Origin of the sequence: Vibrio sp. 10N.222.52.B7 (assembly GCF_041474275.1) — a bacterium.
Classification (GTDB): domain Bacteria; phylum Pseudomonadota; class Gammaproteobacteria; order Enterobacterales; family Vibrionaceae; genus Vibrio; species Vibrio crassostreae_C.
Genome location: NZ_JBFRTU010000015.1, coordinates 1 through 15,673 on the forward strand (window position 1 = coordinate 1; position 15,673 = coordinate 15,673).

General features: G+C 44.5%; 10 protein-coding genes. 5 read left to right on the plus strand and 5 right to left on the minus strand.

The features are described 5' to 3' along the window. Positions 1-317: 317 nt before the first annotated feature. Complete coding sequence (locus AB4512_RS06005) at positions 318-1,871, minus strand: amidohydrolase family protein (protein ID WP_017062426.1); 1,554 nt, start codon at positions 1,869-1,871, stop codon at positions 318-320. A 282-nt stretch (positions 1,872-2,153) separates the two neighbouring features. On the opposite strand from AB4512_RS06005, the gene AB4512_RS06010 reads away from it, so the two are divergent. Further along, positions 2,154-2,996, plus strand: a complete 843-nt coding sequence (locus AB4512_RS06010; protein ID WP_017062424.1) for a hypothetical protein — start codon at positions 2,154-2,156, stop codon at positions 2,994-2,996. A 773-nt stretch (positions 2,997-3,769) separates the two neighbouring features. Here the strand turns inward: AB4512_RS06010 and AB4512_RS06015 are convergent. Both AB4512_RS06015 and AB4512_RS06020 read right to left on the minus strand, forming a co-directional pair. Continuing rightward, a complete protein-coding gene (locus AB4512_RS06015; protein ID WP_372174619.1) occupies positions 3,770-5,020 on the minus strand; it encodes a lipase family alpha/beta hydrolase in 1,251 nt (416 codons plus the stop codon). Positions 5,021-5,179: 159 nt separating this feature from the next. Next, complete coding sequence (locus tag AB4512_RS06020; protein ID WP_372128335.1) at positions 5,180-6,442, minus strand: amidohydrolase family protein; 1,263 nt, start codon at positions 6,440-6,442, stop codon at positions 5,180-5,182. 302 nt (positions 6,443-6,744) lie between these two features. Between AB4512_RS06020 and AB4512_RS06025 the strand changes: the two genes are divergently transcribed. Beyond that, positions 6,745-7,233, plus strand: a complete 489-nt coding sequence (locus AB4512_RS06025) for a hypothetical protein (protein WP_372174620.1) — start codon at positions 6,745-6,747, stop codon at positions 7,231-7,233. A gap of 99 nt (positions 7,234-7,332) precedes the next feature. Here AB4512_RS06025 and AB4512_RS06030 read toward each other — a convergent pair whose 3' ends face one another. Beyond that, positions 7,333-9,081: an amidohydrolase gene (locus tag AB4512_RS06030; RefSeq protein WP_372174621.1), complete on the minus strand. Its 1,749-nt coding sequence runs from the start codon at positions 9,079-9,081 to the stop codon at positions 7,333-7,335. Between the two features lie 320 nt (positions 9,082-9,401). Between AB4512_RS06030 and AB4512_RS06035 the strand changes: the two genes are divergently transcribed. Next, positions 9,402-9,920 carry a lipocalin family protein gene (locus AB4512_RS06035; protein ID WP_017060193.1) on the plus strand — a complete coding sequence of 173 codons (519 nt, stop codon included), beginning with the start codon at positions 9,402-9,404 and terminating at the stop codon, positions 9,918-9,920. A gap of 94 nt (positions 9,921-10,014) precedes the next feature. Here AB4512_RS06035 and AB4512_RS06040 read toward each other — a convergent pair whose 3' ends face one another. Then, on the minus strand, positions 10,015-10,629 hold the full coding sequence (locus AB4512_RS06040; protein WP_372174622.1) for a TetR/AcrR family transcriptional regulator: 615 nt from the start codon (positions 10,627-10,629) through the stop codon (positions 10,015-10,017). Between the two features lie 235 nt (positions 10,630-10,864). On the opposite strand from AB4512_RS06040, the gene AB4512_RS06045 reads away from it, so the two are divergent. Next, positions 10,865-11,986, plus strand: a complete 1,122-nt coding sequence (locus tag AB4512_RS06045) for an efflux RND transporter periplasmic adaptor subunit (protein WP_372174624.1) — start codon at positions 10,865-10,867, stop codon at positions 11,984-11,986. Positions 11,987-11,994: 8 nt separating this feature from the next. Next, the gene (locus AB4512_RS06050; protein ID WP_372174625.1) at positions 11,995-15,093 is read left to right on the plus strand and encodes an efflux RND transporter permease subunit; all 3,099 of its coding nucleotides are present in this window, start codon (positions 11,995-11,997) and stop codon (positions 15,091-15,093) included. Positions 15,094-15,673 lie beyond the last annotated feature (580 nt).

Consider the following 15,673-nt stretch of genomic DNA (forward strand, 5'->3'; position numbering starts at 1 on the left):
GTGTTAGCTTCTATAAAATATAAATATGTTGGAAGTTTGGAAGTAAAGATAGGTACGGATTTATATCAAACGGAGTGTTAAGCCCTTTGTACGCACCTTTTTATGCACCTTTTTATAAATAAACTACGCCCAATGACATGATAAAAACGTGATTTATGTCGAATATTTTTGGCAAATCTATCTAAATGTTACCTCAATTAGAAAATTCATTTAAAAGTATTATATGTGACACTTTAAGAAATTATCGAAGAGGTGAGATAAAAAAGCGATACCTGAGTATCGCTTTCTATAGTCTGATTTATCATTGATTAGGTGAATTAACGTCGAATGGCTTCGCCTGCTTTAACGTCTGTATCTAGTTGTGTGTTGTTGACAACGATTTTGCCGTTAACCAATAACCAATGTACGCCTACGGCTGGGTGGTTAGGATCTTGGTAGGTGCCCACATCAGCGATAGTTTCTGGGTCGAATACCACGATATCTGCGTCCATATTAGTTTGGATTCGTCCTTTATTTTTCATTTGAGGGACAAAATCTTCTATTAATTGAGCTGGCATCAGTGTCATTTTACGTAGTGCTTCCGTCATCGTTAACAAGCCGCGCTCACGAACATAGACTCTGAGTACTTTAGCAAAGGTGCCATTTGATCTAGGGTGAGAGAATAGATCTTTTGGTAATGGCCACTCGTCACCTGCATAATTTTCAATGTGGCCGTCTTCGTCCATATGCATCCAGAACATTTCGTCAGATTCAATCAACACATTAGGATTTAGAATCGAAGCGTCTAATAGAGCAAGATCTTTAGGGTTTTGCTCGTCTAGGAAGTGCCAGACAATAAAGGTACCAGGTTTATTTTCTTGGTAGTCTTTCAACTGTTCTTCTGTCATACGTTCTTTACCTAGCTGAAAGTTTTCAGCGGTTGAACCCATACGTTCCCGCCAGCCTTCACCAGAAAACATGGCTGCGCCAACGACAGTACTTGCTGCGCCCCAAGGGTAAGCGCCCACAGTAACATTGATTCCTTGTTCTTGAGCCTTATTGACCATAGGTAAGATGGTTTCGATATCTTTTAATGAAGTACTGTTAATATGACAAAAGTGCATATGAGCGCCAGTGATAGCGGCATTGCCCACTAATTCTTTAACGGCTTCAAACGAGCTTTGTGGCTCGGCATTGCTAGCATAGCGAACGTGAGTATAGGTTGCTACGTCTCTTTCTGCGGCTAATTCAGCCAATGCATAATATTCTTTTTGACCATGGCCCGGTGCATAGCCAGCGTTAATCCCGATACCTAGGCCACCTTCATCAAGGCCTTGCTCAATCAGCTTGATGATTTTACTTTCTTGCTCAGGTGTTGCTATATCCATCTTCCAATCATTACGTGATTGAGCTTTTTGGAAATAGCCAACGGTCGCTTCGGGTTCCGTCTCACTAAATGTAGCAATACGAGCGTAAGTCCAACCAGCTGCTGCACCATAGTTTAATGGTAAGCCTTTTTCAGCTTGTCCTGCATACCAGTCACTGATAGGTAGAACACCAGATTCGAGTTCCAGCATAGTGGTAACGCCTTGCATCGCCTGCATTCTGTAGTCACCAATGTTTTGACCATGAGCGTGGACGTCGATGAATCCAGGGGCAACAACTTTACCTGTAGCGTCAATAGTTTTATCCCCAGAAATACTATCGGTCGTTATTGCTGTGATCTTATTATCTTTGATCCCGACATTAGCAACAGAATCGAAATTTGTTTCAGGGTCGATAACTCTGCCGTTCAAAATTACAACATCATAATTAGCGGCGATAACAAGTGGTGACATAAGGCCAAAGCCGACGATCGTAGCCTTTTTAATGAATGATTCTAGTGGTTTCATAATTTTATCCCGTGTGTGTGAGATGAACTATAAGTGTTACGTGTCAAAAATCTTAGACCAATAATTTCACGCTATCTACCTGATCCTCATCTTTGCTCATTGATAAGACAAATCTAACGTGACAAGAGAAAGTGACTCAAAAACAATCACTTTTACGCTCATCTCACCCACAGCTATTGACTTTGCCGCTACAGAGCTGCCCTTCTCTATAAAGGCAACTTTGACAAAATAATCCTTCATAGCTAAACGTTTATGTACCAACGTTTTCGTCAGGGAAAAAAAATGCCAAACCTTAAATTACGAAGTTTAAGCGCGATATTCTTCTTTGCTGTCACTCTTCCCATCGTAGTGTTAGCCGACGAGGGGCAAGATGTAGAGGAGGTAGCTAAAGAGCTAGCCAACCCAAACACAACGCTTGGCTCGATGTCCTTTAACTTGGATTGGACGAACTATCAAGGCGACTTAAATTCAGCGAACAGTCAGAACGGGTATCGCTTGAGCTTTCAACCTGTTCTCCCTGTGCCAATTGCAGAGCGAACCAACTTATTTATCAGACCAAATATACCTTTAATATTTGACCAACCCTATTACAAGGGCGATAGATTTGAAAATTCAGATGCAGGTCTCGGTGATATCGGCTTTGATGTGGCCGTTGGTCATACCTTTGAGAGCGGCATGATTGTCGTGGGGGGGATAGTGGGTACACTGCCCACCGCAACAAGCGATGAACTGGGTAACGATCAATTCTTACTCGGTCCAGAGTTTGCCTTAGCCTACGTACAAAGCTGGGGGGTTATCGGGGCGTTAATTACCCATCAATGGAACGCTGGCGGAAGCAATGACGCCGACGCGAGTATTACTGGTGGACAGTACTTCTATACCGCGAATCTAGACGATGGATGGCAAATTCAAGCGCAACCAACTTGGAGCTATAATCACGAAGCGAGCAGTGGAAATAAATTGTCATTCCCTATTGGTATTGGGTTCGCTAAGACGACTCTCATTGGTGGCAAACCCATCAAGTTTGGTCTTCAATACTGGAACTACATTGAAAGCCCTGACGCGTTTGGGATAGAGCATCAACTTCGACTGGTCATCACACCTGTTGTTGCTCTTCCTTGGTGATAACAGGTCGCAGGATAAAATTAGACATAAAAAAACCGCAGCGAACTGCTGCGGTCTTAAATTTGGCGGTGAGTGAGGAATCCGACTTATTTATTTAAGATGCTGATATATATCCATAAAAAAACTCGCAAAGAGAGCGGTAATACTTATAGTAATACTTTAACCAAGTGTCAAATTCATAAGTTACTGCATAAATTTTTAGGCTAAGGCAACTATACTTTATCCTAACATACTTAACCTGCTTACAACCGCCAGCTAGTAATTCAGTCTATTTCAACATAAGTATAATAGCTTCTTCAACGGCATCAGTTAGGTATTTCCAACGGTGCTGCAATAGCCATGCAGGCTAAAACCCCCGATACACGGTTACTCACTTTAATCCCTTTCCGCACAGAGTCTCTGAGCCTTAAGAAGGTTCGGGGCAAATCCGTGTTAGTCCTACTAAAAATCCCCTCCTAGCCTCCCCTTAATCAGTATCTACAATCCATTGTGGTTCGTAGAAAGGGGAGGAACTGAATACAGATCGTTACATGTGCAGTTACACATTCAGCGCTAAAGAAGGTTCTCCCCCTCGGTCGTCAATCTAGAGGGGGGATAAACTTAATTGGAGGGGGAGTTAGAGGGGGTGGGTGTTCGAAATCAGCCCGAACGCACAGGATATCAATGCTCTCAATTCAGAAAAACATTACGCTTCACCCAAAAGATTGGAATGCCTAAGCGTTCCAATTTTAATATCTGATTTACCTACGCCGCCTAGTGCACCGAATCATAAATCAATGTGCTTCTTCAGCTCTTAACCAAAACTCGGACAGGTCTTCAAAAAGGTCATCGTTATCTAAGAAGCTCAAATGGGTTTCGTTGTAGCCGAGGATTTGTGACGCGTGGAGTTGGGCTGGGCGCGACAATTGGCTTGATAAATTGATCACACCATCGTTGCTGTTGGTATTAAATAGGTCGCCCGAGTTATAACCAAAGGCTAAAAAGTGGGGAATGTGAATCTTACTGCTGTCAATTAATAAGTCAGCGATAAATTTCCCGTCTGGATTTAAATCAACCCATGCCGGCATTACTACGGGAGAGTACTCGACCCCTTGTTTAGCAGACTCGACACCACCAAACGGCGAAGATATGGTGGCTACGCTGCTTACAAAATCGCATAGCTGCCCAATACGGCACTGGCGAAGACTGTTGGTGGCGACAAGCCCGCCCATACTATGTGCCACAACATGTAATTGTTGGATTTTGTATTCCGTTAACACCGTGTGCATGAGGTTATTCAGGCCTTTGGAGTTCAAAGCCAGAGACAAGCCTGAAGGATAGTTAAAGACCCAGATCTGATATTTAGATTGGTCGACTTTTTCAATCAGTGGGGCAAAATTTAACGCAGTGGCGTTGATGCCATGCACAAACAAGATCGGGATTTTGTTTGGGTCGAACTCTGACAGAAAGTAGAGCCCAGCGTTATCTTCGAGCAAAAAGGTCAGCGGCTGCCACATGCCGAGTTTGCCATTTTTTCTGTCAAAAGGTGGAGCTTCCAAGCTCACGACTGTGCCTATGTCGATCAAATCCAATTCGATTTTTAACAGTGAAGATAGTGAACGATCAACAAACGCTCTTGGGGCTTCACTCTCATTAACCGTTAGTGAGACTTCTATTGTTGGTCTGTCTTGGTGATCACGTAGGTTGATTACACTGAAAGCTTCATCGGCTTGTAGGGTAAGATCTTGATTCTTATCTTCAAAGATAAGTAGATAGTGGATGTTATTTGATACATGTAAGTGAATACTGTCACTGTCGATGATGCCATCGTAGCCATCAACCTCGCTTTTGTTGATGTCTTTGATTTGTTCAATCACCACGGCAGAACCGGAGGCTGGTTGATTCAAGGTAATCATGTATTGATTGGTAATGGAGTCGATAGCTTCTATCTCATTAGATAGGTTTCTAAAGTTACCGCACCCTGACAGCAGTGAACTGAGTAATAGCACTGTGCTGATTAGGCGTGCAGTAAGTAATAGCTTCATTCTAATTTCATCCTTAAATAAACTCGTTCCATCATTGAATCAATAGTCTGTGCTTAATAGTAGCAATAAAACAACGCTTAACAAAAAGGCAGGCAAGCGACGAAAAAGTTCGCTTGCCTGCCTTTGAGTTTTAGGTACTCAGTGAGTGAGTATTGAACGCTAAAGCGTGTTTTTATACACTTTGCCGTCTTTCATGATCAGTTTCTGTGTATCGGTGTTAGCAACACATGCCACGCCTTCTAGTGGGTTACCGTCGATGATCAGTAGGTCGGCATACGCGCCTGCAACGATTTGGCCTAGCTTGCCTTGCTGGTAAGGGTGTTGGTAAGTCGACATCTCGAATAAACGCCCACAGTTTGATGTCGCCATGCGAAGTGCCGTGATGGTATCGAATACTTGCTCAATCGCACCCAGTTCATTCAATTGTGTCGCATGCACGTTGGTTTCACCCACACAGTCAGTACCAAAAGCAATGTTCTGAATATCGTATTTCTTAATCAGTTCTGCTGATTTGAACATGGCTTTGCCTACGCGTTCTGTCTTGCGGTATGTCTCTTCGTTTGGTAACGGGATCTTACGCTCTGCAATCAATGAAGAGGTAAAGTAAGAAGGAATCACCCAAATGCCTTTCTCTTTAATGATCTCTGCAATATCGTCGTCCATGATGGTCGCATGTTCGAAAGACATCACGCCCGCTTCTGCCGCTCGGCGCATTGCATCGGAAGTGTGAATGTGCGCAGCAACATAAGTACCGTAATCTGAAGCGGCTTGTACCGCAGCTTTCATCTCGTCAGACGTAAATTGCAATGTGTCTAGCGGGTCAAAAGTTGATGATGCACCGCCACCAGCCATGATCTTGATTTGTGACGCGCCCATAAACAGTTGTTCACGTACCGCTTTCAATACTTCTGAACGGCCATCTGCCACTTTCATTGCGCCAAGCTTCATCATTGGCGAGTCTTCGTGCCCATTAGCCAAACGCTCTTGTGCTTGGTTTTGGCGGTAATCTGAGTGACCGCTGGTTTGTGAAATTGCCGCCATTGAAGGGAGAATTCGTGGGCCAGTTGCGTAGCCGTTATCGATACTTTTCTTAAGACCAAGCGTGTTACCTGCTACGTCACGAATGGTGGTAAAGCCGCGCATCAGCATCTCTTCTGAAATCTTTGCTGAGCGAATCGCTACTTCTTCACGTGTCATAGTATCAATCACATTGAAAGGCGCAGATAGCGTGATATGAACGTGGGCATCAATCAAGCCAGGCATTACTGTGCCACCTTGAGCATCAATAATTTCATCGGCTAACGTAGCGTCAACCTCACCAATTTGAGTGATCAAGTTGTCTTCAATAAGAATAGATACGTTCTCGATTAGGTTGTTATCAACACCGTTAAATACGTTCGCGTTAGTGATTAGCTTTTTCATAGTCTGCACCTTTTGGAAATGAGTGTGTGTCGCTGATGGAGCCATCATAGGCGGTGCAGTATTTTTAAAATTGCCATTTGGTGACAAGCAGTGACGAGACTTATCTTTTCGCACTTTTCTATATTTTTGAGTTTTGCTGTATAGAGGAAAGAGAATTATTGGTACAGAAAATGATCAACCAATAAAGATTAACAATTTTGAATGGAAAGGGGATGATGTCACCAAATGGTAAGTTTTGTTCTGATTCGAACGCTAAGATGTATTTCAAATCGAGGCTACTTATCAAATTAAAGAGAGACAACATGACTAATTCAGACAAAGTTTACGGATTCAATACACCACAACGTCTATTCGTAGGTTACACGTTAGCTGTGCTGGTGGACCTAGTGGTTCTTAACTTCTTTGATGAGTACTGGGACTTTGTGAATATCGAGTCTTTCACTATCTCTTTGATAGCGGCATTGTTGCTTCAGCTACTATTGAAGCTTTCTATTGGCTTAGAACATAAGATTGCTGAGCACTTTAAAAGCAAGCCGGGTACTGCACCTAAGGTTTACCGAGCGATTACCACTTACATTATCTTGGTGGGCTCGAAGTTTGTCATGCTAGAAGCGATTAACTTATTGTTCGGTGACAAGGTGAGCTTTACAGGTCCTTGGAACGGTGTTGTTGCTTTCTTTGCTGTGGTATTTACGATTCTAATTGCTGAAGTGATTGTGTCGAAAATCTACTTTGCTCTTGATGACAAGCAAGATTCAAATGTGAAAGCGCTTAAAGAGACCAACGCGTAATAGAACTAAAATACAAATGTGAATAACAGACGAGCCAGCTGAATAAGCTGGCTCGTTTTCGTTTGAGTTGCGATAACCAATTCGATACGCGAATTGGCTCTATTTTTCGTAAACCACGTTCCCGCGTAACACCGTCATCAACACCTGAGTTTTGGCGATTTGTCTTGCTGACACTGTGGTGATGTCGCGGTCGAGAATGGCGAAGTCAGCGGATTTTCCTACCTCAATAGAACCTGTTACGTCTTCAATCCCAAGACTTTTGGCGGCATTGAGCGTGTAAGCGTCGATGGCGGTATAGATATCGGTTAGGCCGGTTTTGCCCATGATTAAGCTGTTCGCGATGCCGACCAATGGGTTGATGTCGTGTACGTTCCAATCACTGCTTAAGGTGATATTGGCGTCGGTCTTGAGTATTGCATCGAGGTTCATCATGGCTTTGGCACGGCGAGCACCAAGGAAAGCTTCGGCCCATTGGTGTTGATGCCTTGCAATGTAATCAGAGCCAACTTGGAAATCTGCAGTTACATCTAACTGGCGAAAGCGTGGCACATCTTCATCATTGATTAATTCGACATGGGTTAGGGTGTAGGGTTTGGTTGAACCTTGTTTGCGAATACTTTCTATCGCATCAAGAGATTCACGAACCGCTCCATCACCAATCGCATGAATGTGGGCGCTAAAGCCGATTTTCTCGAGCGCAGTTAACCATTCTTTCATTTGTTCTGGCGGAATATAGTTCAAGCCATTAGGAGACTGGGGTAGATAAGTATCTAAGTAGGGCGCGAGTGTTTTGGCGGTGCCATTGATAAAGATGCCATCACTGTACATTTTCACCTGATCGACAAGTAACAGATGGCTTTTATCGTCGGAATGCATTTTCTCAAAGACTTCTAATTGAGAAGACATCACCATCGATGGGTACACCCAAGGGCGTAGCGATACTCGCGCCGTTAAGTCTTGATTTTGCTCGGCCTCTAGCCAAACGTCATACCAACCTCGTTTCCAATACATGCGACCGTCGCCAATGGTGGTGATGCCGTGGGTTGCCGCTTCCTCAAGCCCGAACATTAAGCCTTGGTAGCTTTGCTCAAACAGTTCACTTTGGCTATTCCAAGCCATCTCCATCACTTGATCGCCAGCATTGTCTAGCAAGATGCCATTGAGCTTGCTGCTGTCTTGGTCTTTTAAATAAACACCGCCTTGTGGGTCTGGAGATTGTTGGCTGATTCGAGCGATTTTTAGTGCTTTTGAGTTGACCCACATCGAGTGTGAAGTCTGCTCCATAAGCACCACGGGGCGATTAGGGAAGACACTGTCGATGATCTCTAGTGGCGTGTAGTCAGAGTCGCTATCGAGCGTCGCTTCCAAAGAAAAACCATAGCCCATAAGCCAACCTCTGCCATCGGTATCAGCATTGATCTTACACGCTTCTAAGTAGGGGATTTGCTCTTCTAACGTTGCTTCAGAGTCGAGTTCACAATTGCCACCCAGCTCTGAGGCGGCTTCAAACACATGGTTATGGTTATCAATAAATCCCGGAAGGACAAAGGCATTGTCTAAATCAATGACATCAGTGCTTTGCCCTTGAAAAGTTTGCGCCTGTGATTGGTTACCAATGAAGATGATCTTGCCTTTGTGGGTAACGATCGAGTCCGACTCACGATGCCCGTATATATCAGCATTGATAAAGATCTGGTCAGCACTTTGGTTATGAACAGATGTTTGCGCTTGAACTGGTGTTTGTGTTTGAACAATAGTGTTGGCTTGTGCAAGCACCGGCGCTACGGCCGATAAGCTTGTGAGTAATGCTATCCATGCAGTACGTGGCAGAGTGAGCTTGTTATTCATTATTATGTCTTCCATGTTCCACGGTTTAGTAAGTATAGAAAGCGAGTGGCGAGAATCATATCGTGAATTTTTAATAATAAAGTGTCCTTGGTTGCTCTCTTGTTTGAATGTAATTCCAGTGCCTTTTGAGGTGGTTGTGGGAATACAGCTCGTCAATAAAGGATTGCGAATCCATTCGCAGACTAAACAATTCACATAAGGTTCTGAATAAATTACAGTTAAGTGAGCTATAAAAATGGATTTAACGTATTACCAAGGATGTAAGTTTATGCTTTCAAGAGACTTACTCGCATTACTAATAAAAACAAGTCGAGGTTAGGATGAAAAAAATATTATTGCTGCTTAGCGTGATCTTATTGGGTGGTTGTGTTGGCATGCCCGAAACGGTAAAGCCTGTTCAACAGTTTGAGTTGGAACGATACCTAGGGAAATGGTACGAAGTGGCTCGTTTGGATCACTCGTTTGAGCGTGGCTTAGACAACATCAGCGCTGAATACAGCCTTCGTGATGATGGCGGCGTGAAGGTGATTAACCGTGGTTATTCGGCGGAAGAAGGTGAGTGGAACGAAGCGGAAGGAAAAGCGTACTTCGTTGAGGGCTCTGAACAAGGCTATTTGAAAGTGTCTTTCTTTGGCCCTTTCTACGGCGCTTATGTCGTGTTTGAATTAGACAAAGAGGGCTACCAATACGCGTTTGTTTCTGGGCCCGACACTGATTACTTATGGCTACTCGCAAGAACGCCTGAAGTCGCACCAGAAGTGATGGAGAAGTTTAAAGCCATGTCGAAAGAGCGTGGCTTCAATACCGATGAGCTGATCGTTGTGGAACATACCCAATAAACCGATCGCTGTTATTGCTGAGAGTGACTGATGATTGATAAGGCACAGAGGATGAATTTCTCTGTGCCTTTTTTATTCAAAGATAGAGCTACAATTAACGAGGCTGGTTGCCGTTCAAGAATAGCGCGACACATTCGCGAGTGTAGTGAAGCCTTTCTTCTTCGGATTCTCCGCTATCGTGACCGAAGAATGACCAATACGCCGATTTGCCGTGAAACATCAGCAACAGTTGGCGTGCTGCAATGACTGGTGAGCTTGATGTCGACAGTGTGAGATCACCAGAGTCTATTTTCGACTGCAAATAATCAGCAAGTAACTTGGTGGTTTTCTGAGGCCCAGTTTCTAAATAGATAGAGGCGATCTCTGGATGCGTATTCGCTTGGCTAATGGCATTTTGAAAGGTTTGTCTAGATTGCTCATCAAGTAACAAATCTTGAAACTTCACACCAAACTTCACTAACTCTTCTTCCAAAGTGGCATTCATATCAAAAGCAGAAGGGCTGAGTTCACGCTCGGCACACTTGGTTTGCATGCAGGTTTCGAAAAGCTCGTCTTTGTTTTTAAAGTGAGAGTAGACCGTTTGCTTGGAAACGTTCGCTGCTTTGGCTATTTGATCCATATTGATCTTGAAGCCATATTCAGAGAAAAGCTTACTTGCTGCGGTTAAAATCTGCGATCTCTTCTGTTCACTCTTGATGATTTTTGTCACGTGCTTGCTTCTCGTTACTTGGTGTTGGGTCGTTACCTAGCTTGTCTCTTTGCTTAGTGCCTATTGATACTCAGTAATAGGTATCTCATTTGGCGCTAAGCATTATGCTTTTTGTGATGCTTTTATCAATCATTAACCATGAAACTTATTTTTAACATAATCAAACTAGACAGTCTAGTTTGGTTTGGTTAGTCTAAAAAAAGAACATGATGAGTACCGCATAGGAACAGGAAGTATGTATAAATTAATGAAGGGAAGCGCAGTAGCAGCGTTGTCGACTCTTCTTGTCGGGTGTGGTGAAAATACACAAGCCGAGACAGCATCCGATGCAGATAATGCTGCAGTGGAATCGAATAGTGCAGCGTCGACAGTCTTAACAGTAGAAACTGTCGCTTTGGAACGCTCTCCATCGTATGCAGTACAACGTGAATATGTCGGTGTGGTAAAGGCGGGGCAGCAGGCGAATTTGGGTTTTGAATTGGCGGGCAAAGTAAACGAGATTCTGGTGGATGTCGGTGACACAGTCACAACGGGTCAGCCGTTGATTCGATTGGACACTCAGCTATTGGAAACCGAGTCTAGCCAACTGAAAGCGCAGGCTGAAGAAGTGAAAGCTCAGTTGAGTCTTGTTGCTGCTAACTTAAAGCGTCAACGTTCGTTGAAAGCGAAAGGCTTCAGTGCCGAAGCGGAGATTGATTCTCTCACCAGTGAGCAACGCGTATTGCAGGCTAACTTGCTACGCATCGATGCATCGGTAAAAGGCAACGAATTGAAATTAGTGAAATCGACAGTGCTTGCGCCTTATTCTGGCACCATCGCAACCCGCTATGTCTCGCTCGGAGATGTGGTGAATGTCGGTAATCCCACTCTGACACTGCTCGCTTCTGAGGGTAAAGAGGCCTTCATCGGTATTCCTGCTCACCAAATGCAAAAAGTCACCTCACTTTCTTCGCCTAACATCCGAGTTGGGAGAACAGATTATGCGGTGGAGCTATTGAATCCCGGCGCAATGGTCGACACTCAATCTCGCAGTGTCGGTTTGCGTTACCTATTCCCTGAAAAATCGTCGGTATTAGAAGGGCAACTGGCCTACCTTAAATTTGATGAACAGATTGAAGAGCAAGGTTACTGGGTGCCATTAACAGGTTTGATTGATGGATTGCGCGGTGTGTGGAACATCTTTGTGATTGGTGAAGATAACAAGGTCGAACGTAGAAGTGTTCAGGTGTTGTTTGCCAACAATCAACAAGCGTATGTGAGTGGGGCGATTGAAGACGGTGAACAAGTGATTGCCAGTGGCTTACATCGTTTAGTTCCAGGACAAACCGTAAAGCCAGCTAGCGTTACTGCTGAATAGGAAATAGCATGAAAATCATAGAGACTATTTCTAACACTCGATTGCTTATCTTAATGACCGCACTGCTGATGGTGAGTGGTATTTCTGCGTTCATGACGTTGCCACGTGCAGAAGACCCAGTAATCATCAACCGTTACGCGAACATTACTACCAGTTTCCCCGGCGCCAGTGCCGAGCGTGTTGAAACCTTGGTAACAAAAGTTATCGAGAACAAGCTGCGTGAGCTGAGTGAAGTTAAACTCGTGAGCTCAACCTCAATACCGGGCGTGTCTATTGTCACCTTAGAATTGAATGACGCCATCACCGAGCCTGAGCCGGTTTGGTCTCAAGCTCGTGACAAACTGTCTGACATCGAATCCATTTTACCTGCGGGTTCTCATTCTCCCGATCTCGACAGTGACCATACCTATGCTTTCACAACCATCGCATCTCTAACCTGGTCTGGTGCAGGTGAACCTGACCGATTAACACTCGGGCGTTATGCCAAAGAACTCGCTAAGCGATTAAGAACTTTGTCGGGTACCGAATTCGTTGATGAATACGGGATGCCACAAGAAGAGATTCAAATCAGTTTACGTACCGCAGATGCAGCCGCGTTGGGGCGCTCAAGTGCTAATATTGCTGAGTCGCTAGAAGGAGCAGACGCCAAGAACTCCGCCGGTGAGTTAGTGAGTGCTTATTCTCGCTTTGGCTTAGAAATTAAATCTGAACTCGATTCTATTGAACGCATTAAGCAAGTGCCAATAGCCACTGATAGCAAAGGTCACATCATCCGTATGGAAGACATTGCTTCGGTGAAACGTGGTGAGAAAACCCCACAAGACCAGATTGCTATTGTTGATGGTGAGCCGGGTGTGATTGTCGCGGCAAGAATGCACCCTGATCTGCGAGTTGATAACTGGACGTCGCGAGCTAATGCTCTGATTGGTAAATTTGAGCAAGAGTTACCAAGTAACGTTAAGGTGACCGTGCTCTTTAATCAGCAAGGTTATACCGAGACTCGCTTAGACGATTTAGGCAAAAGCTTGATGATCGGTTTCGGTCTGATTTTGATTGTGCTGTTTGTCACTTTAGGCGTGCGTGCCGCGATCTTAGTCGCCATTTCTCTGCCGTTAACCTCATTATTGACCTTGTCGATCATGAAAATGACCGGTGTACCGATTAACCAAATGTCGGTGACAGGCCTAATTGTGGCGCTCGGGATCATGGTTGATAACGCGGTGGTGATGGTCGATACCATTCAAGCTTATCGCTTGAAAGGGCAACAGCGCGCTGAAGCGACCATGAATGCATTGAAGCATTTATGGGTGCCGTTATTAGGCTCAACCTTAACTACCGTGTTGGCGTTTGCTCCGATTATCTTGATGCCGGGTGCATCGGGTGAATTTGTCGGTGGTATTGCGATTACCGTTTCTTTCTCATTGATCGGCTCTTACATTATCTCGCACACCTTAATCGCAGGCTTAGCGACCAAGCTACTGCCGAAACAACTCAGTGATGTCGACAAGAAAGGACAGCACCATTGGTACATGACGGGTTTGAGAATCCCGGCTTTGACGCGTTGGTTCTCGTCTTCTGTCCGTTTTGGTGTGACGCATCCAATCATCACGATTGCTTTGGTGTTATTGGTACCGTTTACCGGTTACTGGAGTATGTCTCAGCTGACTGAGCAATTCTTCCCGCCATCAGACCGAGACATGTTTGAGATCCAGGTGTACATGCCGCCGCAAGCGAGCATTTATGCCACTAAAAACACCTCTGAAAAAATCGACGATATCATTCATCGTTACCCTGAAGTGGAGCGTATCGATTGGCTCGTGGGTGCAAACTTCCCATCCTTCTATTACAACCTGCAAGCAAGGCAAAATAATGCGCCATACTTCTCGCAAGCCATGGTGAAAACAGAGAACTTTGACCAAGCCAATACGCTAATTCCACAGTTGCAAAAGGTGTTGGATAACGAGGTGCCGGAAGCACAAATCTTGGTACGAAAGCTTAATCAAGGGCCTCCATTTACTGCGCCTGTTGAGCTGCGTGTTTATGGTGAAAACCTCGATACGTTGAAAGCGATTGGTGAGGATGTGCGATTGATTTTGGCGGGTGTTCCTCATGTGACGCACACAAGGGAAACGCTGCAACCAGGTACTCCGAAGGTGTGGTTGAAGGTTGATGAAGACACCGCAAAGCTGAATGGTATTTCATTGAACCAGTTCGCAGGTATGCTGCAAACTACGTTGACAGGTCGTGAAAGTGGCTCTGTGATTGAAGGCAGTGAGTCGGTACCAATCCGTGTTCGTGTGGCAGATGAGGCGCGTGAAAACTTGGCTCACTTAAGCAATATTCGTCTGCCAATCAGTTCTGATGTCTACTCAACAGGGATCAATGTTTCGACTCTGGCAGAACTGGAATTGACGACCAGTCGCGGTGCGATTACTCGTCGTAACGGGCAGCGTGTGAATACCATCGAGGGTTACATTGAAGCGGGTGTCTTACCTCAAACCGTACTTAATGAATTCCAAAAACGCTTAGCAAGCTATGAGATGCCATCGGGTTACACCATTGGTTTTGGTGGCGAATCAGCGGAGCGAGACAATTCAGTCAATAGCCTGATCTCGAATGTCGCTGTTGTGGTGGTATTGATGGTGTTGGTGGTGGTGATGTCGTTCAACTCGTTCCGAATGAGTAGCATCATCTTCATGGTAGCAGGATTGGCTGGTGGGTTAGGGTTGTTGTCGGTGTGGACTTTCGGTTATCCGTTTGGCTTTACGGTGATCATCGCCATGCTCGGGATTGCGGGCTTAGCGATTAACGCTGCCATTGTCATTCTGACCGAATTGAAGCTAGACAAGGAGGCTTCCTCTGGGAATGTTGATGCAGTCGTTGATGCTGTTATGTCGTGTACTCGACATATCAGTTCAACCACAATCACAACTGTTGGTGGCTTCATGCCGTTGATCATTGCGGGTGGTGGCTTCTGGCCTCCGTTTGCAGTCGCGATTGTTGGCGGAACCGTGTTAACCACCCTTATTTCATTCTACTTTGTGCCTGTGGTTTATCATTTGATGACTCGAAATCAGCGAAAAACCATCGCAACTCAAGCGGCATAACTGTTTTTCAATTTAACGCATCTTCAATTTAACTGCTTTTCAATTTAGCTACTCTTCAATTGCCCATAATCGAGCCGTATCAGGCTCGATTATGGTGTTGTTATTCTCGATAAATTCATCCCAATTCCTACCTTTTTGTTGTGCTTTTCACCGCTATTACGCCCTCAATTAGTCAAATTATCCTTTCTGTTAGTCATTATATTCTTTCAATTCGTCACATTAGTGCATAGATGAATGCTTGATTATCTTGTTGGTGAATGAGTGGGTGTTTTGAATAATCTAACCAGTGAATACCTTGTAAATGGTATGTGAATTCACAATTTTGACGGGCGTCACACTTCTATTTATTCGCTCTTTCTAATGTACCTTGAACTTGCCCCGAGCTTTGGTAGTGAGCGAGTGTTTATCTACTTTTTCTAAACCCCTTGTCAGTACTGGCTCCACCTGTGTAGCACGCTATTGGTGTGTGTCTTAATCGCTTACTGCTTCTTAGTTTTCGTCTTCATAAATGGAAGGTTAGTTTCCAAGTTTGTTTGGTGAGCTTTCAATTTCAACTCTTCATAATGCGCCAAATGTAACA

Bases quoted from the DNA above. Each gene is read 5' to 3' on its own strand.
- AB4512_RS06005 (WP_017062426.1), bottom strand. From the start codon at position 1,871: ATGAAACCACTAGAATCATTCATTAAAAAGGCTACGATCGTCGGCTTT.
- AB4512_RS06010 (WP_017062424.1), top strand. From the start codon at position 2,154: ATGCCAAACCTTAAATTACGAAGTTTAAGCGCGATATTCTTCTTTGCT.
- AB4512_RS06015 (WP_372174619.1), bottom strand. From the start codon at position 5,020: ATGAAGCTATTACTTACTGCACGCCTAATCAGCACAGTGCTATTACTC.
- AB4512_RS06020 (WP_372128335.1), bottom strand. From the start codon at position 6,442: ATGAAAAAGCTAATCACTAACGCGAACGTATTTAACGGTGTTGATAAC.
- AB4512_RS06025 (WP_372174620.1), top strand. From the start codon at position 6,745: ATGACTAATTCAGACAAAGTTTACGGATTCAATACACCACAACGTCTA.
- AB4512_RS06030 (WP_372174621.1), bottom strand. From the start codon at position 9,081: ATGAATAACAAGCTCACTCTGCCACGTACTGCATGGATAGCATTACTC.
- AB4512_RS06035 (WP_017060193.1), top strand. From the start codon at position 9,402: ATGAAAAAAATATTATTGCTGCTTAGCGTGATCTTATTGGGTGGTTGT.
- AB4512_RS06045 (WP_372174624.1), top strand. From the start codon at position 10,865: ATGTATAAATTAATGAAGGGAAGCGCAGTAGCAGCGTTGTCGACTCTT.
- AB4512_RS06050 (WP_372174625.1), top strand. From the start codon at position 11,995: ATGAAAATCATAGAGACTATTTCTAACACTCGATTGCTTATCTTAATG.